At 62.6% G+C, this 21,587-nt stretch carries 27 protein-coding genes; 18 read left to right on the forward strand and 9 right to left on the reverse strand.

The features are described 5' to 3' along the window. The 9 genes from EOC93_RS24575 to EOC93_RS24615 form a co-directional block, all read left to right on the forward strand. On the forward strand, positions 1–249 hold a 249-nt coding region (locus EOC93_RS24575), incomplete at its 5' end, for an FCD domain-containing protein (protein ID WP_164759263.1). Then, complete coding sequence (locus EOC93_RS24580) at positions 246–1,421, forward strand: PLP-dependent transferase (RefSeq protein WP_095483208.1); 1,176 nt, start codon at positions 246–248, stop codon at positions 1,419–1,421. The genes EOC93_RS24575 and EOC93_RS24580, both read left to right, overlap by 4 nt. Positions 1,422–1,448: 27 nt before the next feature. After that, positions 1,449–2,708 (forward strand): sugar ABC transporter substrate-binding protein, encoded by a 1,260-nt coding sequence (locus EOC93_RS24585; RefSeq protein ID WP_127205898.1) that lies wholly within the window; start codon positions 1,449–1,451, stop codon positions 2,706–2,708. A 104-nt stretch (positions 2,709–2,812) separates the two neighbouring features. Further along, positions 2,813–3,748 (forward strand): sugar ABC transporter permease, encoded by a 936-nt coding sequence (locus EOC93_RS24590; RefSeq protein ID WP_127205899.1) that lies wholly within the window; start codon positions 2,813–2,815, stop codon positions 3,746–3,748. Positions 3,749–3,766: 18 nt separating this feature from the next. Then, on the forward strand, positions 3,767–4,600 hold the full coding sequence (locus tag EOC93_RS24595) for a carbohydrate ABC transporter permease (RefSeq protein WP_127205900.1): 834 nt from the start codon (positions 3,767–3,769) through the stop codon (positions 4,598–4,600). 10 nt (positions 4,601–4,610) lie between these two features. Next, a complete protein-coding gene (gene ugpC / locus EOC93_RS24600) occupies positions 4,611–5,711 on the forward strand; it encodes a sn-glycerol-3-phosphate ABC transporter ATP-binding protein UgpC (RefSeq protein ID WP_127205901.1) in 1,101 nt (366 codons plus the stop codon). 260 nt (positions 5,712–5,971) lie between these two features. Then, positions 5,972–6,589 (forward strand): hypothetical protein, encoded by a 618-nt coding sequence (locus tag EOC93_RS24605; protein WP_127205902.1) that lies wholly within the window; start codon positions 5,972–5,974, stop codon positions 6,587–6,589. Positions 6,590–6,592: 3 nt separating this feature from the next. Then, complete coding sequence (locus EOC93_RS24610) at positions 6,593–7,438, forward strand: 23S rRNA (adenine(2030)-N(6))-methyltransferase RlmJ (protein WP_127205903.1); 846 nt, start codon at positions 6,593–6,595, stop codon at positions 7,436–7,438. Between the two features lie 132 nt (positions 7,439–7,570). Further along, a complete protein-coding gene (locus EOC93_RS24615) occupies positions 7,571–8,023 on the forward strand; it encodes a hypothetical protein (RefSeq protein ID WP_127205904.1) in 453 nt (150 codons plus the stop codon). Here EOC93_RS24615 and EOC93_RS24620 read toward each other — a convergent pair. Further along, the gene (locus tag EOC93_RS24620) at positions 7,993–8,334 is read right to left on the reverse strand and encodes a transcriptional regulator (protein ID WP_164759264.1); all 342 of its coding nucleotides are present in this window, start codon (positions 8,332–8,334) and stop codon (positions 7,993–7,995) included. The genes EOC93_RS24615 and EOC93_RS24620 overlap by 31 nt on opposite strands. Before the next feature lie 261 nt (positions 8,335–8,595). On the opposite strand from EOC93_RS24620, the gene EOC93_RS24625 reads away from it, so the two are divergent. Next, a complete protein-coding gene (locus tag EOC93_RS24625) occupies positions 8,596–8,781 on the forward strand; it encodes a hypothetical protein (RefSeq protein ID WP_126107113.1) in 186 nt (61 codons plus the stop codon). Positions 8,782–8,863: 82 nt separating this feature from the next. On the opposite strand, the gene EOC93_RS34490 is transcribed toward EOC93_RS24625, so the two are convergent. Next, the gene (locus EOC93_RS34490; protein ID WP_206532270.1) at positions 8,864–9,169 is read right to left on the reverse strand and encodes a hypothetical protein; all 306 of its coding nucleotides are present in this window, start codon (positions 9,167–9,169) and stop codon (positions 8,864–8,866) included. A gap of 543 nt (positions 9,170–9,712) precedes the next feature. Here EOC93_RS34490 and EOC93_RS24635 point away from each other — a divergent pair. Both EOC93_RS24635 and EOC93_RS24640 read left to right on the forward strand, forming a co-directional pair. Then, entirely contained in the window at positions 9,713–10,309 is a 597-nt protein-coding gene (locus tag EOC93_RS24635; RefSeq protein WP_127205905.1) for a glutathione S-transferase, read from the forward strand. 25 nt (positions 10,310–10,334) lie between these two features. After that, a complete protein-coding gene (locus tag EOC93_RS24640) occupies positions 10,335–10,946 on the forward strand; it encodes a Pr6Pr family membrane protein (RefSeq protein ID WP_206532271.1) in 612 nt (203 codons plus the stop codon). A 137-nt stretch (positions 10,947–11,083) separates the two neighbouring features. Here the strand turns inward: EOC93_RS24640 and EOC93_RS24645 are convergent, their stop codons facing one another. After that, positions 11,084–11,734 carry an outer membrane protein gene (locus tag EOC93_RS24645; protein ID WP_126107111.1) on the reverse strand — a complete coding sequence of 217 codons (651 nt, stop codon included), beginning with the start codon at positions 11,732–11,734 and terminating at the stop codon, positions 11,084–11,086. Between the two features lie 407 nt (positions 11,735–12,141). Between EOC93_RS24645 and EOC93_RS24650 the strand changes: the two genes are divergently transcribed. The 5 genes from EOC93_RS24650 to EOC93_RS24670 all read left to right on the forward strand — a co-directional run bounded on the left by EOC93_RS24650 (position 12,142) and on the right by EOC93_RS24670 (position 16,448). Beyond that, a complete protein-coding gene (locus EOC93_RS24650; RefSeq protein WP_127205906.1) occupies positions 12,142–12,918 on the forward strand; it encodes an SDR family oxidoreductase in 777 nt (258 codons plus the stop codon). Continuing rightward, entirely contained in the window at positions 12,915–15,005 is a 2,091-nt protein-coding gene (uvrC, locus tag EOC93_RS24655; protein ID WP_127205907.1) for an excinuclease ABC subunit UvrC, read from the forward strand. The genes EOC93_RS24650 and uvrC overlap by 4 nt, the downstream gene beginning before the upstream one ends. Before the next feature lie 97 nt (positions 15,006–15,102). Further along, complete coding sequence (gene pgsA / locus EOC93_RS24660; protein ID WP_095483221.1) at positions 15,103–15,699, forward strand: CDP-diacylglycerol--glycerol-3-phosphate 3-phosphatidyltransferase; 597 nt, start codon at positions 15,103–15,105, stop codon at positions 15,697–15,699. 1 nt (position 15,700) lies between these two features. Beyond that, positions 15,701–15,958: a molybdopterin converting factor subunit 1 gene (moaD, locus tag EOC93_RS24665; protein WP_127205908.1), complete on the forward strand. Its 258-nt coding sequence runs from the start codon at positions 15,701–15,703 to the stop codon at positions 15,956–15,958. Position 15,959: 1 nt separating this feature from the next. Beyond that, positions 15,960–16,448, forward strand: coding sequence for a molybdenum cofactor biosynthesis protein MoaE (locus EOC93_RS24670; RefSeq protein WP_127205914.1), 489 nt, complete (start codon positions 15,960–15,962; stop codon positions 16,446–16,448). A 34-nt stretch (positions 16,449–16,482) separates the two neighbouring features. On the opposite strand, the gene EOC93_RS24675 is transcribed toward EOC93_RS24670, so the two are convergent. From EOC93_RS24675 to EOC93_RS24690, 4 genes are read right to left on the reverse strand one after another with little or no spacing between them, the layout of a single operon-like run. After that, complete coding sequence (locus EOC93_RS24675) at positions 16,483–16,980, reverse strand: DoxX family protein (protein ID WP_127205909.1); 498 nt, start codon at positions 16,978–16,980, stop codon at positions 16,483–16,485. A 2-nt stretch (positions 16,981–16,982) separates the two neighbouring features. Then, a complete protein-coding gene (locus tag EOC93_RS24680) occupies positions 16,983–17,783 on the reverse strand; it encodes a DNA-binding domain-containing protein (RefSeq protein ID WP_127205910.1) in 801 nt (266 codons plus the stop codon). Next, the gene (locus tag EOC93_RS24685; protein WP_127205911.1) at positions 17,770–18,699 is read right to left on the reverse strand and encodes a DUF692 domain-containing protein; all 930 of its coding nucleotides are present in this window, start codon (positions 18,697–18,699) and stop codon (positions 17,770–17,772) included. The genes EOC93_RS24680 and EOC93_RS24685 overlap by 14 nt, the downstream gene beginning before the upstream one ends. A gap of 33 nt (positions 18,700–18,732) precedes the next feature. Continuing rightward, the gene (locus EOC93_RS24690) at positions 18,733–19,056 is read right to left on the reverse strand and encodes a DUF2282 domain-containing protein (RefSeq protein ID WP_095483227.1); all 324 of its coding nucleotides are present in this window, start codon (positions 19,054–19,056) and stop codon (positions 18,733–18,735) included. Positions 19,057–19,339: 283 nt separating this feature from the next. On the opposite strand from EOC93_RS24690, the gene EOC93_RS24695 reads away from it, so the two are divergent. Further along, entirely contained in the window at positions 19,340–20,101 is a 762-nt protein-coding gene (locus EOC93_RS24695; RefSeq protein ID WP_095483308.1) for a YbaY family lipoprotein, read from the forward strand. A gap of 146 nt (positions 20,102–20,247) precedes the next feature. On the opposite strand, the gene ndk is transcribed toward EOC93_RS24695, so the two are convergent. Further along, positions 20,248–20,670, reverse strand: a complete 423-nt coding sequence (ndk, locus tag EOC93_RS24700; protein WP_095483228.1) for a nucleoside-diphosphate kinase — start codon at positions 20,668–20,670, stop codon at positions 20,248–20,250. Positions 20,671–20,772: 102 nt separating this feature from the next. Then, positions 20,773–21,408, reverse strand: coding sequence for a 5,6-dimethylbenzimidazole synthase (gene bluB / locus EOC93_RS24705; protein ID WP_127205915.1), 636 nt, complete (start codon positions 21,406–21,408; stop codon positions 20,773–20,775). Between the last annotated feature and the right edge of the window lie 179 nt (positions 21,409–21,587).

Genomic DNA, 21,587 nt, shown 5'->3' on the forward strand with positions numbered 1-21,587 from the left:
GCCTTTCACCTGGCTGTTTACGACGCCACCCACAACCCGCTTTTCCGGCAGCTCCTGGGGCAGATGCGCGAAGCGTTCGAGCGCTTCTGGGATCATCCTTTCGACCGGCAGGATTTCGCGCGGCGATCGTTCCCGCATCACCGCGAGCTGTTCGATGCCATCGTCGCCAGGGACGCGGAGCTGGCGCGCGAAAAAACGCTGAAGATCCTCGAGATCGTGGAAGAGGATATCGAGGAAATGTCGAAATGAACGGTCCCGATTTTTTCGACCAGGCATCGCTGATCGCCGCGCATGACGAGGGCAACGCCTTCGATGCCGTCGTGCCGCCGATCGTGCAGACCTCGCTCTTCACCTTCCCGAACTATGACGAGATGCTCGAGACATACCGCGGCGAAAAAGTGAGGCCGACCTACACGCGAGGGCTGAACCCGACCGTGCGCATGTTCGAGGAAATGCTCGCAAAACTGGAAGGTGCCGAGGACGCTATCGGTTTCGCAAGCGGCATGTCCGCCATCTCGTCGGCGGTCCTGAGTTTCGTCGAGCCGGGCGACCGCATCGTCGCAGTCAGGCATATCTACCCGGACGCGTTCCGGCTGTTCGGGACGCTGCTCGCGCGCATGCGCATCGAGGTGACCTATGTCGACGGGCGCGACGAAGATGCCGTCGCAAGCGCCCTGCCTGGCGCCAGGCTGTTCTATATGGAAAGCCCGACCAGCTGGGTCATGGAAACGCATGACATCGGTGCGCTCGCTGCGCTGGCAAAGTCCCATGGCATCCCGACCATCATCGACAACAGCTGGGCCAGCCCGGTCTTCCAGCGGCCGCTGTCGCTCGGCGTCGATATTGTGGTCCACTCCGCATCCAAGTATCTGGGCGGCCACAGCGATGTCGTGGCCGGCGTGGTCGCGGGCTCGAAGGATTTGATCGGCCGCATCCGCGGCGAAGCCTATCCATATCTCGGCGGCAAGCTGTCGCCATTCGATGCCTGGCTCTTGATCCGTGGCTTGCGCACACTGCCGATCCGCATGCGCGCGCATCAGGCCTCCGGCCTCGAAATCGCACGGCGTCTGCAGGATCATCCGATCGTCGAGAAGGTCTGCCATCCGGGTTTGGCCAACCTGCTTCCCGCGGGGCTCACCGGCACGTCGGGCCTGTTCTCGTTTGTCTTCCGCGACGGCATCGACATCCGGACGTTTGCGGACCGCCTTAAGCTGTTCAAGCTGGGCGTGTCGTGGGGCGGCCACGAAAGCCTCATCGTGCCCGGCGAGGTCGTGCTGCAGCAGAAGGCCCAACCCAATTCCGCGATGGCGTTCGGCGTCCATCCGCGGTCCGTGCGTCTCCATGTCGGCCTCGAGGGAACCGAGGCGCTGTGGAGTGACCTGGAAACGGCGATCGACGCCGCTTCCGAAGAAAAGACCTGAAGCAACCAGACAAGAAGGGAACGGAAAATGAAGAAGCTTCTTATCGCGGCATTCGCTACCGTACTGATGTCGGGTGCTGCACTCGCTGACACGACGCTGAAGCTCGTGGAGGTGATCACCAGCCCCGAGCGCACCGAAACCCTGAAATCGATCGTCTCCAAATTCGAGGCTGCCAACCCGGGCACGAAGGTCGAGGTCATCTCGCTGCCCTGGGGCGAAGCGTTCCAGAAATTCGCGACGATGGTGTCCGCCGGCGAAATCCCCGACGTCATGGAGATGCCGGACACGTGGCTGTCGCTCTATGCCAACAACGGCCTTCTCGAGAGCCTCGAACCCTATCTTGCCAAATGGGAGCACACCTCGGGCCTCACCGATCGCGCGCTAGAGCTCGGCCGCGACGTGAACAATACCGCCTACATGCTGCCCTATGGCTTCTATCTCCGGGCGATGTTCTACAACAAGAAGCTGTTCCAGGAGGCTGGCGTCGCCGAACCGCCCAAGACGATGGACGAGTTCGTGGCGGCGTCGGAGAAAGTCTCCAAGCTTCCCGGCAAATATGGCTACTGCCTGCGCGGCGGGCCCGGCGGTCTCAACGGCTGGATGATGTTCGGCGCAACCATGGCCGGCTCCAACAAATTCTTCAACGACGACGGCACCTCGACCATGAACAGCGAAGGCTGGGTCAAGGGGCTGACCTGGGTCGTCGATCTCTACAAGAAGGGATTGGCACCGAAGGACAGCGTCAACTGGGGCTTCAACGAGATCGTCGCCGGTTTCTACACCGGCACCTGCGCGATGCTCGATCAGGATCCAGACGCGCTGATTGCAATCGCCGAACGAATGAAGCCGGAAGACTACGGCGTCATGACCATGCCGAAGGGGCCGTCCGGCAAGACGTTTCCGACCATCGGCTATGCCGGTTGGTCGATGATGGCGGCCAGCCAGAACAAGGACCTCTCCTGGAAGCTGATCGAAACGCTCGAAGGGCCTGAGGGCAATGTCGAGTGGAACAAGCGCACCGGAGCGCTGCCGGTCCACAAGTCGGCCGAAAAGGATCCGTTCTACGCGAGCGAGCAGTTCAAGGGCTGGTTCGCCGAACTCGAGGACAAGGATGCGGTGCCGACGGTCATGCCCACCTACCTCGAGGAGTTCGCCTTCTTCAAGGACTCGATGGTCATCAAGACCAGTCAACAGGCCCTGCTCGGCGACATCACGCCCGAGGAAATGGCCAATCAGTGGGCCGACTATCTGACCAAGGCGCAGCAGAAATTCCTGGCCAAGAAATAAACGGCGGACCGCGAGCTTCGGAGCCGCTTATCGCGGGCGGCTCCGAATAGGTCTCGTCCATGGTCGATTGGAAGGATGGCGAATTGGAACGAAAGCGTTAGCTGATGGTTTTTGACGCCACTGCCGGGCTTCCGGAATCGCGCCGCCGGTCGCTGGTCGACCGGATCACGCGCCACGCCGAGCCATATCTTTACACCGCCCCGGCGCTGATTCTGATCGTCACCATCATGCTGGCACCGCTGGTGCTTGGCCTGTCCTACGCCTTCCGCGACGTGCACTTGCTCAATCCCTTCTCTGGCGGCTATGTCGGGCTCGATCATTTTCGCACCCTTTATGACGACGACAATTTCTACCGCGCGCTGCGCAACACGCTGTGGTGGACCGGCGCATCCGTCTTGCTGCAATTCGTGTTCGGCCTGATCCTGGCGCTGTTGCTCGACCGGCCGTTTGCCGGCCGCGCCATCGCGCAGGCGCTGGTGTTCCTGCCCTGGGCGGTGCCGACCTTCCTGACCGGGCTCAATTGGGCGTGGCTGTTCAATCCCGTCATCGGACCGCTGCCGCATTGGCTTTATGCCCTCGGCCTCTTGAGTGAGCCAGCCAACATCCTTTCAAATCCGCAGCTTGCCATGTGGGGACCAATCATTGCTAACGTCTGGTGGGGCATTCCCTTCTTCGCCATCACGCTGCTGGCCGCGCTCCAGGCCATCCCGCGCGACCTCTACGAAGCGGCGGCGATCGACGGCGCCGGTGCGGTCAGGCGGTTCACATCGATCACCTTGCCGTTCCTTGCGCCGACCATTGCGATCACCGTGCTGTTGCGCACCGTCTGGATCTCGAATTTCGCCGACCTGATCATCGTCATGACCAGCGGCGGGCCGGCCGACCGCACGCAGATCGTCGCGAGCTACATCTTCACGCAGGCTTTCAGGGCGCTTGATTTCGGCTACGCCTCGGCCATCGCGCTGGTGCTGCTCGTCCTGTTGCTCGCCTATTCGATGCTGATCGTCATGCTTCGGCAAGTCCTGATGGACCGGGCCTGATGGATCGGGGATGACCAGATGAACAGGTATTCGATCTTCGGCACTGCACTGCACCGCCTGGCGATCCTCTGCTACGTGGTCTTTGCGCTGTTCCCGCTGTTCTGGCTGTTGAAAGTATCGGTCACGCCGAACGACCTGCTCTATTCGGAGGGCGTGCGGATGTGGCCGTCGCGGATGAGCTTTGAACATTTCCGCTTCGTGCTGGCCCACAGCGCATTCCCGCTCTTCTTCCGGAACAGCATGATCGTTGCCGGCGCGACGGCCGTGATCGTGACGCTGCTCGCGTCCCTCTCTGGCTATGCGCTGTCGCGCTTCACCTTTCGCGGCAAATACTGGCTGGTCGCACTGATGCTGCTCACCCAGATGTTTCCATTGGTGATGCTGGTCGCGCCGATCTTCAAGATGCTCTCGCCGCTCGGCCTGACCAACAGCCTGACCGGGCTGGTGGTCGTCTACACTGCCTTCAACATTCCCTTCGCGACATTCCTGATGCAGTCGTTCTTCGACGGCATTCCCAAGGAGTTGGAGGAGGCGGCCAAGATCGATGGCGCCACGCAGTTCATGGCATTTCGCCAGATCGTCCTGCCGCTGACGCTGCCGGGCATTGCCGCGACGCTGGGTTTTGTGTTCACCGCCGCGTGGAGCGAGCTGCTGTTCGCGCTGATGCTGATTTCGGGCAACAGCGCCGCCACGTTTCCGGTCGGTCTGCTCACCTTCGTGTCGAAGTTTTCGGTCGATTTCGGGCAGATGATGGCGGCCGGCGTGCTGGCGCTGATCCCGGCCTGCCTCTTCTTCCTGTTCATCCAGCGCTATCTGGTCCAGGGCCTGACGGCCGGCGCGGTCAAGGGCTGAGCGAGGTTTCATGGCATCGATCGACATCCGCAACGTTCGCAAGAATTTCGGCATCGTCTCCGTGCTGCACGGCGTCGATCTGGCGATAGATAACGGCGAGTTCGTGGTGCTCGTGGGTCCGTCCGGCTGCGGCAAGAGCACGCTGCTGCGGATGATCGCCGGGCTCGAGGAGGTGACCGAAGGCGAGATCCGGATCGACGGCGTGCGCGTCAATGAGCGGGCACCTAAGGACCGCGACATCGCTATGGTGTTTCAGTCCTACGCGCTCTACCCGCACATGAACGTTGCCGAGAACATGAGCTACGGCCTGCGGATCCGGAAGGCCGCCCGCGAGAAGATCACAGCTGCTGTCAGCAATGCGGCCAGGAAGCTTGAGCTGCAGCCGCTGCTTGCGCGGCGGCCGAAGGCACTGTCGGGCGGTCAGCGCCAGCGCGTGGCGATGGGACGCGCGATCGTGCGACAGCCCAAGGCATTCCTGTTCGACGAGCCACTGTCCAATCTCGACGCGCGCTTGCGTGAGCAGATGCGGGCAGAGATCAAGAAGCTGCACCGCGATCTCGGCGCGACCTCAATCTATGTCACCCACGACCAGATCGAGGCGATGACACTGGCCGACCGGATCGTCGCCATGCATGAGGGCGTGGTGCAGCAGGTTGGCAGCCCGCTGGAGCTTTACGACCGCCCGGCCAACCTGTTCGTCGCCGGCTTCATCGGATCGCCGGCCATGAATTTTCTGTCGGCACGCTACCAGGTCACTGGGAGCAGGGCTGGCGCACGACTGCCTGATGGAACGCTGATTGCGCTGTCGTCAGCCTATCAACTCGAGGAAGGCGCGGCGGTGACGCTCGGCATCCGGCCGGAGCATGTCGAGATGTCGCCGGCCTCGGAGAGCAGCCTGAGGGCGACGGTCGACCTGATCGAGCCGACCGGCTTCGGCATCATTCTGCACCTTGGCCTGCATAGCCTGCCGTTCAATGTCTTCACGCTCGATCGGGCTGCGCTTACGGCCGGTCCGACGGTGACGGTCGCTTTCCCGCCGCAACATTTGCATTTGTTCGATGGGACTGGAAAGCGCGCATTGGAATCGGGCCTCCAGAAGAGGAAGAGCTGATCCTCCGTTCGGTTTCAGATCATTCGAATTTTCCCAAAACCGGTTCCCACCCTTGAGGCCGATGCTATTGTCTATCTTGGCACCGCCGAATTCGATACGACATTCGATCTCGGCCTCGACATGGGTCCTGGACGAGATGGAACGCGCCCGCGACGGCGCTAGACCATGATCCCGAACCGAAGGTCAGCGAAGCAAAAAGTGGGAACCGGTTTTCGGATAAGATCATGGTCAAACAACAAGAGGGCTAGGTAGTTGAGTGCATGCGCTTTCTGTTTCTTCTGATCCTGCTTGCCGGCACCGGCATCGGCGTCGTCTATCCCTGGGCGATGACCAATTTCTCCGGCCATGAGATCGGCACCTGGCGGGTCTACGAACAGGGCCGGTTCAAGCCGGTGACGGTGCCGCTGGCCGCTCGCGACGCGCCGGTGCGGGTGCTGGTCGATCTCACCGCTAGGACCGAACGCATCGTCGTCTCGCAACAGCGCACGGTGCTGACGCTGACCGCCGCCACCGGCGGCAGAACGGTGCTCGCCTCGACGCTGCAGTTCACCCATTCGGAGAATCCGCGCCAGGTCAGCCCGCAACTGCCGGACAAGGTCTTCCGCGATGAGGCAGGCCTGATCGCGACGGTCAGCCCTGGCCCCTACATCTTCACCGTTGGCGCCGGCGACGCCGAGGGCATCGAGATGCGGGCGGTGGACCTCTTGCTGCGCTCCGGCGTCGGCGAGATCGACAGCCGGGCGCGGCCGGTCGGGTTTTCGCTGATGGCGGCCGGCCTGATCGGATTGCTGTTGGCGCTGCGTTTCGGCGGCGGCGGCCGGCCGCAAAATCCGAATTCGCAGCCGCCACCGCCGCGCTGGGGCAGGGGCTCGAATTAGCTCGTGAATTATCGCCACGCCTATCACGCCGGAAACTTCGCCGATGTCGTCAAGCATGTCGTGCTGAGCCGGCTCGTCGAATATCTGAAACAGAAGGACAAGGCGTTTCGCGTCATCGACACCCATGCCGGCATCGGCCGCTACGACCTGTCGTCGACCGAAGCGCAAAAGACCGGCGAATGGCAAGGCGGCATCGGCCGGCTGGTCGATGCCGCATTGGATGCGCCGGCGGCAGCACTCCTGGCGCCTTATCTGGAAGCCGTCCGTTCGCTCAATCCCGAAGGCGGCGTGAAAAAATATCCGGGCTCGCCGCTGATCGCGCGGCATCTCATGCGCAAGCAGGACCGGCTGTCGGCGATCGAATTGCACCGCCAGGATGCCGCGAAGCTGAGAGCGCTGTTCCAAGGCGATTTCCAGACCCGGGTGATCGAGCTCGACGGCTGGCTGGCGCTCGGCGCGCATCTGCCGCCGAAGGAAAAGCGCGGCCTCGGGCTGGTCGATCCGCCGTTCGAGGAGGAGGGCGAGTTCGCCCGTCTGGTCGACGGGCTGCAGAAAGCGCACAAGCGCTGGCCGGGCGGCATCTATGCGCTGTGGTATCCGGTCAAAGACCGCAAGGCGGTCGCCGCCTTCAGGAAGGCGCTGGTGCAGTCGGGCATTCCGAAGCTGCTCGATATCGGCTTCGAGATCAGGCCGCCATCGGCCGAGCCCAGCCTCGACGGCAGCGGCATGGTGGTGGTCAACCCGCCGTTCACGCTGGAAGTCGAATTGCGCACGCTGCTGCCGGCGCTACATAGGCTTCTCGTGGTCGAGCAGCCGGCGCACTGGACGCTGGAATGGCTGGCGGCATAGGGCGGCAGAGGTATTCGCGCGCCTGCCTCGGTTGAAGGCAATTTCAAACTAAGAAACCATCGTCTCTACAACCGCTTGACCGCGCGCAAGCGAATCCGCACAGTGCGCGCAAATCGACCATAAGAGGCTGCCATGACTCGCTTCGCCCAATCCGCCCTTGCCGCACTGATCGCCCTTTGCACGCCGCTCGGCACATCCCTCGCTGTCACTCAGGCAGCAAAGGCGGCCGACCTTGCCGTCTATACCGACGAAGACAGCGGCGTTTGCGGCGAGGCCTGGGTGCTGAACAAGATCACCAGCCGCTTCTCCTACCAGGTGCACCACGTGCCGAATCTGCCCGATGTGGAGATCACCGATTTCCAGCGCATCCACCAGCACCGCTATTTCCCGGCCAACGACTCCTGGCCGATCGGCCGCCGTTATTGCGGCGCCACCGTCAGCCTCTCCGACGGCCACGCCCGCACCATCTGGTATCTGATCGAGGAAGGGCAGGGCTTTGCCTCGATCGGCGACAACGTCGAATTCTGCGTCTCGGGCTTCGACCGCTGGATGGTCTACAACGGTCGCTGCCGCGTCCTGCGCTGAACGCGTTTAACTGGCTGCTCCGCCTCATCGAGAATTTTGCGAAGGAAGGCGACGTGACCGCGAAAGGCGCGTCGTCCGATTGACGTCGCCCTGACGCGCGTTTGCGGCCGGCGTCCGACGAACAGCTTTTCGACATCGATATATCCCGCCTTAGCAAGCGTATCGATATGCGCGCCGAGATTGCCGTCAGTCGCATCGACGATGGCCTTCAATCGGGTGAATTCCAGCGCTTCGCGCCTTTCCAGAGAATTCAGCGTCGCCATGATCCTGAGCCGCACGCTCTGGTGGATGATTTCGTCGGCAGCCATCATCGGGCCTGCTGTGGTGTCCGGCGTTCAGTCTCACTGATCTCGGCCAGCGCTACTCGATCTTGCGCGAATGACATTGCGCTGCTCCCGCGTACTGCAGAATACTCTGTGAGATGGAGTAATCTGTCAATCCTAGCAAAAAGGAACGATGCAAGCGAAGGCCGTTGCCCTCATAGAGATCAGGCAAGCTCATGGCGCAGAACGGATCGCGCTTTGCTTTTGTCGCTTGTGTAGACCGTCCGTTTGCACAAGACGACGAGATCAATGAAGCAGCGCATCATGGTGTTGCCGGTCGATGATCAACGAGCAAAAACGCTTGCTAACCTTCAGCGTTTCGTAGCGGGATTGGTTCCGGTAAAGCGGGCAGAATGTCTGTCGCAAACCCTCGGCAAAGGTCGAAGAGCAGCAGCGGCATTTTGTGAAATCAGCACGAGCTTGTGTCGCCTGTAACCAAAACTTAAACTGCAAAATTCATGCTGATGCTTCGCTGGCTAGCAAGCCGCGAGTCAGATATGCATTGCACGCCGGGTCACTAATGGCCGTCGGCACAACGGAAGGGGCATGACATGGCTAAACAGTCATCCAAAGCGCCGGCATCCAAGTCACCGGCAAAGAAGTCACCAGCAAAGAAAGCACCGGCAAAAGCAGCGGCGGCGAAAGTCGCAACCGCTGTGAAGAAAGCGGCACCTGCTGCCAAGCCGAAGGCCGCCGCGGCCAAGGCAAAAGCAGCGCCGGCCAAGAAGCCGGCCGCGAAAGCCGCGGCAAAACCGGCAGTGAAGAAAGCAGCGCCTGCCAAGGCCAAAGCGGCACCTGCCAAGGCCAAGGCTGCGCCGGCCAAGGCAAAAGCAGCTCCGGCCAAGAAGCCAGCTGCAAAGGCCGCGGCAAAGCCGGCAGTGAAAAAAGCTGCACCTGCCAAGACTGCACCGGCCAAGAAGGCTGCGCCCGCAAAGAAAGCGGCGGCAGCGAAGTCTTCCGCAGCCGTGAAGAAAGCAGCGCCTGCGGCCAAGCCGAAGGCGGCGCCTGCGAAGGCGAAGGCCAAGAAGTAAATCGCCTTTCTTCGCACGCGGAGGGCAGTACTGAGGACAGTTGAGGGCGGGTGCCGGACAGGCGCCTCGCTCGCTGGTTCGGTGCTCGGGCGAGCAGACAGAGGCGGAGGGAAGACAGCTTTTCGCAGCTCCCAGGACTTCGCCCTACGGCGAAGTCCGGTGGGGCATTTCCTTGCGCCCGGAAGGACAGATCTGCTCACGTCTGCTCTGCTTATCGCGTCTAGATCGATGTTGAGACAACTGCTGCTTGCTGGCGGCTGGTTTTCCCGCTTTTGGCCGTTGATCGGCGGAAGCTGATCGGTCAACAGTGCCCGCTGGCAAACAGGAACCCGATCATGCCCAGACTGCTCTACGCTGCCACGTCCCCCTACAGTTCAAAGGTGCGCATGGCCGCGCTTTATGCCGGCATTGCCGTCGATCTCGTCCCGGTAAAAACCGAAGACAAGCCGGCTGAGCTGATCGGCGCCAACCCGCTCGGCAAGATTCCAACGCTGGTGCTCGACGACGGTCGTTCGATTCACGACAGCCGCGCCATTACCCAGCATCTCAATCGCGTGTCGAAGAACACGCTGTTTCCGCGCAATCCCGACAAGCGCCTTGAGGCGGAAGTGCTTGAAGCGCTGGCCGATGGCATCTGCGATTGCGCGCTGTCAATGGTCTATGAGCGGCGCACGCGCCCCGAAGACATGGTGTACCAACCCTGGCTCGACCGCCAGTGGGCGAAAATAACCGGTGCGCTCGATCTGCTCAACGCCAATCCGCCAAAGCTGCCCAAGAAGATCACCGCCGGCCAGATGGCGCTGCGCGCCTGCCTTGGCTATCTCTCACTGCGCTTTGCCGGAAAATGGGAAAAGGGCCGCAGCCGGCTGGTCCGCTGGGCAGCGCGTTTCGACGAGAAGTTCCCGGAGCTGAAACCCTGCGTTCCGGGGTGAGTGCCTGAAGCGGGGCTGCCGACCGATGGGTGGCGATTTGATCTGTCGTTTACTTGCCCTGATCATTTGTCTTTCCGCTTGCGCTGGCATTGGGCTTGAACTCAGCACCTTGATGAATGGTGGCGCCTCGATATTCGGCTCGCTATGGGTGTTGATGGGATATTTCACGATCCTGACCAACGGTCTTGTCGCCGTTGTATTCGGAGCCGCCGCATTCCTCGGGGAGCGTTTCGATCACCCACGGTTGGTGGCGGGGGTTGCCGCCGTCATGGCCTTGGTCGGCGTGATTTTCGCGTTGCTGCTCCAAGGGCTGCGCACCTTGGCTGGCGCCACCGCTGAAGCAAACTTTCTACTCCATCAGCTCAACCCTGTTCTTGTCGTATTGTTCTGGCTGCTGTTCACGCGAAAGGGGACGCTCTCGTGGCGCGATCCGCTTCTCTGGGCGCTCTATCCCCTGGTGTATCTAGCCTATGCCCTGGCTCGTGGCGCCGCTGAAGGGAAATACGCTTACCCGTTCATAGATGTGTCCGCGAATGGCTGGGTCGGGGCGATGTCAAATGCCGTCGTGATCGCTCTCGGTTTTGTCGTAGCAGCCGAAGCCCTGGTCTTGATCGACCGAATGCTGGCCCGACGCTGACCTCGAGATCATGCGTGGTTGCGTCGACAGGCAAGATGCCCTCGCACGCAAGGTGACGTATCGGCGGCAAGGCAGGCGCCGGGCACAAAAAAAGCCGGGCACGAGGCCCGGCTTTTTCGTGTCGTGGCTTGGACGACTTAGAACTTCATACCGACGCCGAAGGTGACGCGGTTGTCGCTGGACTTGACCTTGCCAACACCGTCGAAGTCCTTGTCGCCGAAGTCGGTGTAGCGATACTCGACACGGCCGAACACATTGTCGGTGATCTTGATGTCGGTGCCGACGCCGGCCGTCCAGCCGAGCATGGTGTTTTCGTCGCTGACGCCACCGGCTTCGATCTCCTGGTTCTTCAGCGCGCCGCCGGCGGTGCCGTAGAGCAGGATCTCCGGGGTGACGGCGTAGCCGAGGCGGGCGCGCAGCGAGCCTTCGAAGCCGCCTTTAGCCTCGATGCCAGCATCGTCGCCCTCGATGCCGCTATAGCCGATATCGGCTTCAGCACCGTACACGAAGTTCTCCTGCTGCCACTGATAGCCGCCAAAGACGCCGCCGACGAATCCATCGGTGCCGACGTCGACGCCGACATCCGTGGCATCGGCATGGCCGCTGAAGCCGTAGCCGACGCTCACACCGGCATAGGGACCAGCCCAAGACGCGACGGGAAGTTCGGCGATCGGGGCGGGTGCCGGCGGCTCTTCCGAGATCACGTCAGCAGCATAGGCGGTTCCGCCGAGGGCGAAAAGCCCGAACGCCACCGCCAGCGGTCGCGCAAATTTAAGATTGGCTTGCATTGTTCTTTACTCCTTAAGCCACAGGCACAGGCTTGCTTTTCACGAGCGCCCTCAACCCGCCGGGGTGATAAACGGATCTGGCGCTCAACGGTTCCGAATGTCGTGTCGAAATACGGCTGAAGCGAACCTGAACTTGGGTCATTACCGGGCACGAATGAGGCCGAACTTTGACGTTGCATCTGCGCAACAGATGGTGTCAGGAGGCTTTGCAATGCCGCGCTGAACACGGCTTGGAGCAAGGAGTCCAGCACCCTATATTGCGGTCTGGCGGCCGAGTCCCCGGCCAGTTGCGAAAGACCGATCCGGCCACTTTGCCACAATGCTGCCCAAGGTACGAACGGCATTTAACGCTTGGCCGGCCATATTTCGCCGTCGGGCTGAAATCGAGGACATTGAGGATTGACAGGATGAGCAAGGCCGCTGGAACGGCACTGGTGACGGGCGGGGGCAAGCGGATCGGCAAGGCTATCGTCGAGGATCTTGCCGCGAACGGTTTTGCCGTCGCCATCCATTGCAACCGCTCGCGGGTCGAGGCGGAAGCGCTGGCCGCGCGGATCAATGGCGGCCATTTTGGCCAGGATGGCCGCGCCGCTGTGGTCGCCGCCGACCTGACCGATATGGCCGCGGTCGGCGACCTGGTCGGCCGCGCCGAAGCCGCGCTCGGACCTGTTACACTGCTGGTCAACAATGCCTCGCTGTTCGTGGACGATACGGTTCAGGACTTCGACTGGCTTGCCTGGGACCGTCACTTCGCCATCCATGTGAAGGCGCCGGCACTTTTGGCGCAAAAGTTCGCCCGCGCGCTGCCGGAAGGCCAGGAGGGGCTGATCGTCAATATGATCGACCAGCGCGTCTGGCGCCCGACGCCACGCTATTTCTCCTATGCGCTGTCGAAATCGACATTGTGGACAGAGACGCAGATGATGGCGCAGGCGCTGGGACCTCGTATTCGCGTCAACGCCATCGGCCCCGGCCCGACGCTGAAGAGCGCACGCCAGGACGACAGCGATTTTGCCGCTCAGGTCGACGGCCTGATCCTGAAGCGCGGCCCGGAATTGCCTGAATTCGGCGCCACCATCCGCTATCTCTGGGGCGCGCGCTCGGTCACCGGCCAGATGATAGCGCTCGACGGCGGCCAGCACCTTGCATGGCAGACGCCGGATGTGACAGGCATTGTCGAATGAGTCCCATGGACCAGAAACACAATCGAGGCAGCGCCGCCGACGACCTGCCCCCCGATATCGACATCGAGGACGAGGCGACGGAGGAGAGCGTCGAGCCGTCAGCTCCCGGTCCCAGTGGCCCGGAGGTCGCCTTCACCGCCATCGATTGGACGCCGCATGCCGGCGATGCCGACGGCATGGTCGGCGCCGAAGTCATCCAGACACTGGTCAAACGGCTGCCCAACGCGCCCGGCGTCTACCGCATGATGAATGCCGCAGGCGACGTGCTCTACGTCGGCAAAGCCCGCAGCCTGAAGAAACGGGTGACCAATTACGCGCAAGGCCGTTTCCACACCAGCCGCATCGGCCGGATGGTGCGCGAGACGTCGACGATGGAATTCGTCGTCACCCGCACCGAGATCGAAGCGCTGCTGTTGGAAGCCAACCTTATCAAGCGCTTGCGGCCGCGCTTCAATGTTCTGATGCGGGACGACAAGTCGTTCCCCTATATCCTGCTGACCGGCGATCATGTCTCGCCCGGCATCTACAAGCATCGCGGCGCGCGTTCGCGCAAGGGCGACTATTTCGGCCCCTTCGCCTCGGCCGGCGCGGTCGGCCGCACCATCAATTCGCTGCAGCGCGCCTTCCTGCTCAGGAGCTGCACCAACTCCTTCTACGAGAACCGCACCCGGCCTTGCCTGCTGTTCCAGATCAAGCGCTGCGCCGGCCCGTGCACCGGCGAGATCTCGCATGGCGACTATGCCAGGCTGGTCGCCGAGGCGAAGGACTTCCTCTCCGGCCGCAGCCAGAAGGTGAAGACCGATATCTCCGCCGCCATGCAGCAGGCCTCGGAAAATCTCGATTTCGAGAGGGCCGCCATCTATCGCGACCGGCTGGCGGCGCTGTCGCATGTGCAGAGCCACCAAGGCATCAACCCGCAGACCGTTGACGAGGCCGATGTCTTCGCCATCCACCAGGAAGGCGGCCAGGTCTGCATCCAGGTGTTCTTCTTCCGCACCGGCCAGAACTGGGGCAACCGCGCCTATTTCCCCAAGGCCGATCCGGCGCTGGAGGGATCGGAAGTGCTGGGCTCGTTCCTGGCGCAATTCTATGATGACAAGCCGACGCCGCGCGCCATCCTGTTGTCGCATGGTGTCGAGGACCAGGAATTGCTGGCGGAGGCTCTCTCCACCCGCGCGGGTCGCAAGGTGGCGATCTCGGTGCCGCAGCGCGGCGAGAAGAAGGATTTGACTGACAACGCACTGCAGAATGCCCGCGAGGCGCTCGGCCGCCGACTGGCCGAAACCTCGACGCAAGGGCGGCTGCTCACTGGCTTCGCCGAGACCTTCGGCCTGAAAAAGCCGCCGGCGCGCATCGAGGTCTACGACAACTCGCACATCATGGGCACCAACGCCGTCGGCGCCATGGTCGTCGCCGGGCCGGAAGGCTTCGTCAAGAACCAGTACCGGAAATTCAACATCCGCTCGACCGAGATCACGCCGGGAGACGATTTCGGCATGATGCGCGAGGTGATGGAGCGGCGCTTTTCGCGGCTGCTGAAGGAACATGGCGATGTGCCGCAGAGCGAACTGCCGGCGGACGACGCCGCCCCGAGTGAACAGGAGGACGACATCGAGGACACCGGCGGTTTCCCGGCCTGGCCCGACGTCATCCTCATCGACGGCGGCCAGGGCCAGATGACGGCGGTGCGAAAAGTGCTCGCCGATCTCGGCATCGAGGACCGTGTCGTGGCAATCGGCATCGCCAAGGGACAGGACCGTGACGCCGGCCGCGAACGCTTCTTCGTCAGGGGCAGGGATTCGTTTTCGCTCCCAGTGCGCGATCCAGTGCTCTATTTCGTCCAGCGGCTGCGGGACGAGGTCCACCGCTTCGCCATCGGCTCGCACCGCGCCCGCCGCAAGAAGGAGATGGTCAAGAGCCCGCTCGACGAGATCAGCGGCATCGGCCCCGGCCGCAAGCGCGCGCTGCTCATGCATTTCGGCACTGCCAAGGCGGTTAGCCGCGCCGCGATCGAGGATTTGGTCAAGGTCGATGGTATATCCGAGCAGGTGGCGAAGCTGGTCTACAACCATTTTCACGAGAGTTGATGGATTGCTATTTTCGGTTGGTCCATCGACTATCGCCTGTTGACCCCCCACATTCGCTTCTGATTTGAGTACGCAGGCAGAAAGAGTTCCCAAAAATATGGCCCAGCGCGCATTCAACCTGCCCAACATGCTCACCTACGCCCGCATCCTTGCGGTGCCGCTGGTTGTGCTGTGTTTTTTTCTCGAAGGGCATCTGAAGTCGAGCGACTTCGCCCGCTGGTCGGCGCTGATCATTTTCCTGCTCGCCTCGATCACCGACTATCTCGACGGCTATCTGGCGCGCGCCTGGCAGCAGACCTCGAATATCGGCAAGATGCTCGACCCGATCGCCGACAAGTTGCTGGTCGCTACTTGCCTGCTGCTGCTGGCGGCCGACACCGATCGCCATGCCGGCATCGCCGGCTGGTCGCTGTGGGCGGCGATCATCATCCTGTGCCGCGAGATCCTGGTCTCGGGCCTGCGCGAATATCTGGCGGCGCTGAAGGTCTCGGTGCCGGTGACGCAGCTGGCAAAGTGGAAGACCGCCATCCAGATGGTCGCCATCGCCTTCCTGCTGGCGGGACCTGCCGGCGACAAGATCTTCCCGCTGACCACGCAGACCGGGCTGGTGCTGTTGTGGATCGCCGCCTTGGTCACGCTCTACACCGGCTACGATTATTTCCGCGCCGGCCTCAAGCACATCATGGACGAGTAGCATGTCGACGAAGCTCATTTATTTCGCCTGGGTGCGCGAGCGGATCGGCAAGCCGGAAGAGGATGTCGAATTGCCCGTCGGCATCGAGACCGTGGCCGACCTGCTGCGCTGGCTGAAATCGCGCGGCGAGGAGTACGAGAACGCGCTGCAATATCCTGATGTGATCCGCGTCGCCATCAACCAGGAACATGTCGAGCACCGCGAGAAGATATCAGGCGCGCGCGAGATCGCGCTGTTCCCGCCGATGACGGGTGGCTGAAATGCCCGGTGCGGTGGTGCCGACGGTGCGCATCCAGGCGGAGAATTTCGATGTCGCCGCCGAGATCATCAAGATGACGCAAGGCCGCGCCGACATCGGCGCCGTGGTGACTTTCTCGGGTCTCTGCCGCGATGAGGCGGGCAGGCTCGCGGCACTCGAGCTCGAGCACTATCCCGGCATGGCCGAGGCCGAGATCGGCCGCATCGCCGCCGAGGCGGTCGCCCGGTGGCCGCTGCAGGGCCTCACCGCCATCCATCGCCATGGCAGGATCGCGCCGGGCGAAAACATCGTGCTGGTGGTCGCAGCCTCCGCGCACCGGCATGCGGCGTTCGAGGCGGCGAATTTCCTGATGGATTACCTGAAATCGCGCGCGCCGTTCTGGAAGAAGGAACACCATACCGATGGCTCGCAAGGCGGCTGGGTCGACGCCAAGGAGGCCGACGACGAGGCCGCAAGCCGCTGGAAGCGGGCCGTGCCGAAACGAAATTGATGCTTCGCGTCACCGCCAGAGGCGTGGAAGCCCATCAGCCTTTGTCAGTGCCGATCCAGTGATCGAGCGCAATCCGGCCGGGCCCCCACGCCATGATGCCAAGCGCCATCGCCGCCCAGGTGATGTGCAGCGGCCAGCCGTCCGGCACGGTGAGCTGTATGACCAGCGTCATCAGCAGCAGCCCGAATGCCGCCAGCCGTGTCGCCAGGCCGAGAATGAGGAGAATTGGCAGCAGGATTTCCGCAGATCCTGAGACGAATGCCACCAGCCCAGGTGCAGGAAAATCGTAAGGGCCGCCGGGCAGATGCAGCTTGAGCTCCGAGCTGAAAAGCAGCACTGCGACGTCATTCAACTGCAAGAAACCGTCCCATTTGTTGATGCCCGACCGCCAGAACGGGACGGCGAGTGCGCAGCGCAGGACGAGCTGCGTCAGCGACGGTGTGGCACTCGTGCGAAGGGCTCTATTCACCCTCTCGACGAGGGCGGCGATCCCTCGCGGCTCGGTGCTGGCGTTCTGCCCATGGTTCGTCATGGTCATCCTCCCTGGTGTGCCGCTGTGAAGGCGCCCGCTTGCAGCAGTCCGGCAATGTTGGCGGAAAGATCGAATTCGGCACGCTCCGCAAATGCCGCCGCGGCCGCCGCGCCGAGCGGCTCGCCCGCCACGAGGCGATCCAGAAAAACAGCGCCGCCCGGCGGCAGGTGGCGAACATAGACTTCGAGGCCGGGCCGCGTGACCAGCGCGTCTTCAGGGCCGCCCGCCTGGATCCGCCCGACAGGACCGTCGCTCCGGTTTGCCGCAAAGATCGTCACGACCGGATAGCGCGAGCATATGGCGCGCGTTGCCGGGTGCGGCATGAACACGGTATCGGCCAGTCGTTCGGGCGGGATCGACGCCAGCGCTCCGGAAGCCAACGGTTCCGCGTCAGCGGCATGATAGGCATCGAGCCAACCCCGCTCCAGGCGCGCCACATCGGCCAGCCACGGCATCGACTGCGCGTATTCATAGCGCTCGATGAAATCGGGAAAGTCGCGGCCGTATTCGAACAGAAGCGGCGAGGTGGGTGGCGTTTCGCGGACATGAAAGCGCGCCATCGCGCGAAAGAAGTCCGGGCCGGTGATGCGCAGCGTCGCTGGAAAACTGGCGGCCAGCGCATCGATCAGGCTGACCGTGACGTTGTTGCGGTGGACCGCATATCGCTTGACCGCAGCCTTCCCGTTCGGCCCCGAGACAGCGTCAGGCGGGACACAATCAGGATCGAGCAAACCGGCGGTGAATGCCGCGGCATAGTCGAACCGGCGGCCGAGATCGCCCGATTGGAGCTCATCCTGCGGCATGGGCTTTTCCGAATATACAATGGCTGTCGGCATGACGATCGAGGATCGCTTGGGCGGCGGCGGCTTCCGCCTTGAGCACCGGCCAATCGGGAATGTCGCTGTCCCATTCGATCAGCGTCGGCAGCGGCCCGCATCGGCCGATAACGATATCGAAAAGCGTCCAGACCGCGTCGGCGACCGGGCCGTCATGGCTGTCGATGAGCAGCAGATCGCCCTCGTCATCCTCCTGCTCGGCGTGCCCGGCCAGATGGATTTCGCCGACATGATCGAGCGGGAAATCCGCGAGGTAGGAAAGGGCTGAGTAGCCGTGATTGGTGGCCGAAACGAAGACGTTGTTGATGTCGAGCAGCAAGCCGCAACCGGTACGCCGCATCAGCTCGCGGATGAAATCCGTCTCGCTCATCGTCGCTTCCGGGAAAAGGACGTAGGTCGAGGGGTTCTCGAGCAGGATCGGGCGGCCGATCGCCTCCTGCACTTCGTCGATGTGATCCGCCACGCGCAAAACCGTTGCCGGCGTATAGGGCAGGGGAAGCAGGTCGTTGTAATAGGTGGTGTCGTGGGTCGACCAGGCGAGATGCTCGGAAACGAGCGCCGGCTCATAGCGGTCGACGAGCGCCGTGAAACGACCGAGATGGGCTTTGTCGAGCGGCCGCGGTCCGCCAATCGACATGCACACCCCGTGCAGTGAAACGGGATAGTCGCGGCGGATCTTGGTCAGCGCATCGTGCGGCGGGCCGCCGGCGCCCATGTAGTTTTCGGCGTGGACCTCGAAGAAACCGTCTTTTGGGTCGTCGCCGAGGATCGCGGGTAGATGTTCATGCTTGAAACTGGTGCCGGCAAGGCCGGCGACCCGGTGCGCCGGAAAGCGCGAGGTTTTCGACATGCGCGACGCTGGGTGAATGGCCAGACCGTACATCTTCGTCTCCGCTTTCCGGGCAGGTTGCATTGCTTAGGACGGGATGTCGCGGGTCAGCTCCGTGGGCGAGCCCTTGCGGTCGCCGGGCAGGTCCATCGTCGTGCAGGTGCCGCCATCGACAAACTTCCAGGCGTTGCCCTGGTAATCGACAGTCGAGGTGCCTTGGCAGGTCGTGCCAGGTCCTGCTGCGCAGTCGTTCTGCCCCTTCAGGGCGACGCCAAAGCACTTCTCCTTGCCGGCATCCATCGCTGCCTTGACCTCTGCCTCGGACAGCGGCGCGGCTGTCGCAAAAGAAGCAAGAGCCGTGGCAACGGCGCCGGCCAGAAATGCCGCGCTCACGGTTGATCTTGTTGACATGATTTCACCTCCGGTTGGGTTGTTGAGCGCGCCGTTCCTCAAGCGCGCATTGGTCAGTTCGGTCCCGAGGCTCGCTGTGTTACATCTTTTTGGGAACACGACTTCGTGATCGCGAGGGGCCTGGCTCAAGCAAAATTTTGCCGGTCACGCCAAAAGAGACCGACGACAAGCCCGCAAGCCGCCGGAACGCACCGTCGTGCGAATAGTCCGTGTGGGCGCCACGGAACCACCGCAATCCTGCGAGACCTTCCGACCAGTTTGGTGCGCTATGGGGAGCAGGATCATGCTGGGCAGGATCGCCGAGTTCTTCATCTTCGGTGTCATGCCGCTGGTCGTTGGTATACTGGTGGTGCCTGAGTTGTCCGTTGCTGCCGAGAGGACCCTGAAGGGCGAGGTGATGTATCGCGAGCGCATCGCGCTGCCGCCCAACGCCGTGCTTTCCGTGCAGCTTGCCGATGTCTCGCTCGCCGATGCGCCAGCCACTGTCATCGGCGAGCATAAGGTCGCGCCGGCCGGCCAGGTGCCGATCAAGTTCGAGATCAGCTTTGATCCCCAGGTGATCCGGCCTGGCATGACCTATGCGCTGCAGGCGCGCATCACCGTCGACGACAGGCTGTTGTTCATCTCCGATACGCGCCACCAGGTCGATCCGCTGAGCAACGCGCCGCAGACCATCATGCTGAAGATGGTGAGCGAAAAACCGGCATCGGCCCCGGTATTCGGGCAGAGCTGGCTGATCGAATATATCGACGGCATTGGTGTGATCGCCGAGCCGCAGGCGACGTTCAGGATCGACGAGGCCGGCAAGGCCGGCGGCAGCGGCCCTTGCAACGTCTACTTCGCCACCGCAAAAGTCGATGGTTCGACCATCGCCATCAGTGACATCGGTTCGACCTTTAAGGCCTGCGCGTCCGACGTCATGGCCGAGGAAAAGGCGCTGTTCGAGGCGCTGGCCAAGGCGGCATCATATCACGTCGACGCCGGCAAGCTCATCATCGTCGACAAGGACGATCGCGTCATCCTGCGCTTCAATGCCGCGACCTGATCGCTCAAAAAACCGGTTTCGGTTTTTGAGCATCATGCGCAGTTGGAGGTGTCGGCCCCTGCCTCCGGTGCTGGATCGCCGCAACGAAAAAAGGCCAGCATTGCGCTGGCCTTTTTTCATATGACATGTTGATCTGGACTATCAGCTCAGCCGACGATCTCGGTGTCCGAGAACCAGTATTTGATTTCCTGCGCGGCGGTTTCCGGCGCGTCGGAGCCGTGTACCGAATTCTCGCCGATCGACAGCGCGTGCACCTTGCGGATGGTGCCTTCGGCGGCGTTGGCCGGGTTGGTGGCGCCCATCACGTCGCGGTTTTTGGCAATGGCGTTCTCGCCTTCCAGCACCTGCACGACGGTCGGGCCCGACGACATGGACTCGACCAGCTCGCCGAAGAACGGCCGCTCCTTGTGGACGGCATAAAAACCTTCCGCCTCGCGGCGGCTCATCCACACCCGGCGCGAGGCGACGACGCGCAGGCCGGCTTCTTCGAGCATCTGGGTGATGGCGCCGGTGAGATTGCGCCGGGTCGCGTCCGGCTTGATCATGGAAAATGTGCGTTCGAGCGCCATGGGGTCGTCCTTGTGATGGAGAATGGAATTGAGGGTGGCGGGCTCTATACAAGCCGCCCGGCTTGTTGCCAAGGGGAGGTGCTCGACAGGGGAGGTGCTCAGTCAGCGCGTTATGATGGTCGAAGCGCGCCGGACCTCCCAGCCCTCCCGTTCCAGCTCCGGCACGCTGTGGTTCTCGCAGGGGTAGCCGACGCAGAAGTAGCCGATCAGCGTCCACTCGGGCGGCGCGTCGAGGATCGTCGCCATCTCGGCCGGATCGAGGATCGAGACCCATCCCATGCCTATTCCTTCGGCGCGCGCCGCCAGCCAAAAGGTATGGATCGCCATCACCGCCGAATACTCGATGGTCGCGGGCATGGTCAGGCGGCCGAGGCCATGCCCCTGTTCTGTCGCGCGATCGGCGAAAACCGCGAATTGACAAGGCGCCTCGTTCAGCCCGGCGAGCTTCAGGCGCGCATAGAGCGCGGCGCGTTCGCCGCCGAACGATGCGAGCGCCTCCGCATTGCAGCGCTCAAAGCAGGCCCTGACGGCGGCACGGCATTCCGCACTCTCGACCATGATGAAACGCCAGGGCTGGCTCAGCCCGACCGAGGGCGCAATGCTGGCAACATCAAGCAGCCGCTCCAGCGCGCCTTCGGGAAGCGGCGTCGGCTTGAATCGCCTGACGTCCCGCCGCCACCGGAAGAGGTCGACCAGCTGGGCGCGAAAATCGTCCGGGAATTGCGGGCCTGACGTCATGGTGTCGTGTTGCCTTTGGGAGGGAGTAGGGGAATAGGGCAGTAGGGGAGTAGGGGAATAGGGCAGTAAGTCAGTAAGGCAGTAAGGTAGTAAGGTAGTAAGGGAAGTCACGGCGACGCGCATACCTACTGCCCTACTGCCTTACTGCCTTACTGCCCTACTCCCCTACTCCCCTATTC

Origin of the sequence: Mesorhizobium sp. M6A.T.Ce.TU.002.03.1.1 (assembly GCF_003997275.1) — a bacterium.
Lineage (GTDB): Bacteria > Pseudomonadota > Alphaproteobacteria > Rhizobiales > Rhizobiaceae > Mesorhizobium > Mesorhizobium mediterraneum.

Excerpts from the sequence above, each read along its gene's own strand:
- EOC93_RS24685 (WP_127205911.1), bottom strand. The coding sequence starts at position 18,699 with ATGTACGGTCTGGCCATTCACCCAGCGTCGCGCATGTCGAAAACCTCG.
- uvrC (WP_127205907.1), top strand. The coding sequence starts at position 12,915 with ATGAGTCCCATGGACCAGAAACACAATCGAGGCAGCGCCGCCGACGAC.
- EOC93_RS24625 (WP_126107113.1), top strand. The coding sequence starts at position 8,596 with ATGAAGCAGCGCATCATGGTGTTGCCGGTCGATGATCAACGAGCAAAA.
- EOC93_RS24620 (WP_164759264.1), bottom strand. The coding sequence starts at position 8,334 with ATGATGGCTGCCGACGAAATCATCCACCAGAGCGTGCGGCTCAGGATC.
- pgsA (WP_095483221.1), top strand. The coding sequence starts at position 15,103 with ATGGCCCAGCGCGCATTCAACCTGCCCAACATGCTCACCTACGCCCGC.
- EOC93_RS24680 (WP_127205910.1), bottom strand. The coding sequence starts at position 17,783 with ATGCCGCAGGATGAGCTCCAATCGGGCGATCTCGGCCGCCGGTTCGAC.
- EOC93_RS24640 (WP_206532271.1), top strand. The coding sequence starts at position 10,335 with ATGGGTGGCGATTTGATCTGTCGTTTACTTGCCCTGATCATTTGTCTT.
- EOC93_RS24580 (WP_095483208.1), top strand. The coding sequence starts at position 246 with ATGAACGGTCCCGATTTTTTCGACCAGGCATCGCTGATCGCCGCGCAT.
- ugpC (WP_127205901.1), top strand. The coding sequence starts at position 4,611 with ATGGCATCGATCGACATCCGCAACGTTCGCAAGAATTTCGGCATCGTC.
- EOC93_RS24695 (WP_095483308.1), top strand. The coding sequence starts at position 19,340 with ATGCTGGGCAGGATCGCCGAGTTCTTCATCTTCGGTGTCATGCCGCTG.
- EOC93_RS24675 (WP_127205909.1), bottom strand. The coding sequence starts at position 16,980 with ATGACGAACCATGGGCAGAACGCCAGCACCGAGCCGCGAGGGATCGCC.
- ndk (WP_095483228.1), bottom strand. The coding sequence starts at position 20,670 with ATGGCGCTCGAACGCACATTTTCCATGATCAAGCCGGACGCGACCCGG.
- EOC93_RS24635 (WP_127205905.1), top strand. The coding sequence starts at position 9,713 with ATGCCCAGACTGCTCTACGCTGCCACGTCCCCCTACAGTTCAAAGGTG.
- EOC93_RS24670 (WP_127205914.1), top strand. The coding sequence starts at position 15,960 with ATGCCCGGTGCGGTGGTGCCGACGGTGCGCATCCAGGCGGAGAATTTC.
- moaD (WP_127205908.1), top strand. The coding sequence starts at position 15,701 with ATGTCGACGAAGCTCATTTATTTCGCCTGGGTGCGCGAGCGGATCGGC.
- EOC93_RS24605 (WP_127205902.1), top strand. The coding sequence starts at position 5,972 with ATGCGCTTTCTGTTTCTTCTGATCCTGCTTGCCGGCACCGGCATCGGC.
- EOC93_RS24585 (WP_127205898.1), top strand. The coding sequence starts at position 1,449 with ATGAAGAAGCTTCTTATCGCGGCATTCGCTACCGTACTGATGTCGGGT.
- EOC93_RS24645 (WP_126107111.1), bottom strand. The coding sequence starts at position 11,734 with ATGCAAGCCAATCTTAAATTTGCGCGACCGCTGGCGGTGGCGTTCGGG.
- EOC93_RS24595 (WP_127205900.1), top strand. The coding sequence starts at position 3,767 with ATGAACAGGTATTCGATCTTCGGCACTGCACTGCACCGCCTGGCGATC.
- EOC93_RS24690 (WP_095483227.1), bottom strand. The coding sequence starts at position 19,056 with ATGTCAACAAGATCAACCGTGAGCGCGGCATTTCTGGCCGGCGCCGTT.
- EOC93_RS24590 (WP_127205899.1), top strand. The coding sequence starts at position 2,813 with ATGGTTTTTGACGCCACTGCCGGGCTTCCGGAATCGCGCCGCCGGTCG.
- EOC93_RS24650 (WP_127205906.1), top strand. The coding sequence starts at position 12,142 with ATGAGCAAGGCCGCTGGAACGGCACTGGTGACGGGCGGGGGCAAGCGG.
- bluB (WP_127205915.1), bottom strand. The coding sequence starts at position 21,408 with ATGACGTCAGGCCCGCAATTCCCGGACGATTTTCGCGCCCAGCTGGTC.
- EOC93_RS24615 (WP_127205904.1), top strand. The coding sequence starts at position 7,571 with ATGACTCGCTTCGCCCAATCCGCCCTTGCCGCACTGATCGCCCTTTGC.